Below are 669 nucleotides of genomic sequence, written 5' to 3'. Positions count from 1 at the left end.
GGTGAGTCGTTCGATGGTGTGCCGGCCGTCGGGAAACGCCGTGGCCAGTGCGGTCAGCAGCATGACAAGGACGTCGCGGTCGCTGGCTTCGTCGCCGAAGCCTGCGGGGCGGTCGTGGTCGTGGAAGTCCTCGGCCATGTGGGCCTGTACGCGTTCGGGGCCGAAGGGACGGGGCGGGAAACGAGCAGGTGGCCGAACGCCTCGGGCGAGAGGTTCGTAGGACACGCGTCGGGCGAGGTGGTCGGTGATGGCCTGGGCGAGGTCGGGACTCGTGATCCCCGGGTGCTGTCCCACGGCGATCGTGCCGGTGATGTCGAGGCGATCGAACAGGGCAGCGGCGACGTCGGTGTTGTCCAGGTGCGACGACCAGGAGACCGGGAAGTCCGCGGCCGACGGGTAGCGCGGTAGCGCAGCACTCCCTGGGTGCGTACGACGTCGAGGATCGGCGGCAGAAGCAGGTCCTCCAGGAAGAGCCGCGGAGCGATCACCGCGTGCGACAGACCGGTTCCTGTCCCGCTCCCGGTATGAACATGGCGTCTTCGTCGAACAGGGAACCCAATCCGTCGAGGACCTCCTTGAGGACCGGTGGTGTGCGGCTGCAGGTGAGATCCGTGCACCCGCCCCGGAACACCGTCCGCACCAGCTCGTTGACATCCTTCACGCGAGTGT

The 669-nt window shown here is 67.9% G+C and carries 1 protein-coding gene and 1 pseudogene; both read right to left on the bottom strand.

The genetic code is table 11. The features are described from left to right. On the bottom strand, positions 1–294 hold a 294-nt coding region (locus ADK36_RS48715; protein WP_159391107.1), incomplete at its 3' end, for a hypothetical protein. 190 nt (positions 295–484) lie between these two features. Continuing rightward, a pseudogene (locus tag ADK36_RS50060) lies at positions 485–669 on the bottom strand (hypothetical protein); the annotation flags it as partial.

Source organism: Streptomyces viridochromogenes (assembly GCF_001270495.1).
Lineage (GTDB): Bacteria > Actinomycetota > Actinomycetes > Streptomycetales > Streptomycetaceae > Streptomyces > Streptomyces viridochromogenes_A.
This window is presented reverse-complemented; position numbering and strand designations above follow the sequence as displayed.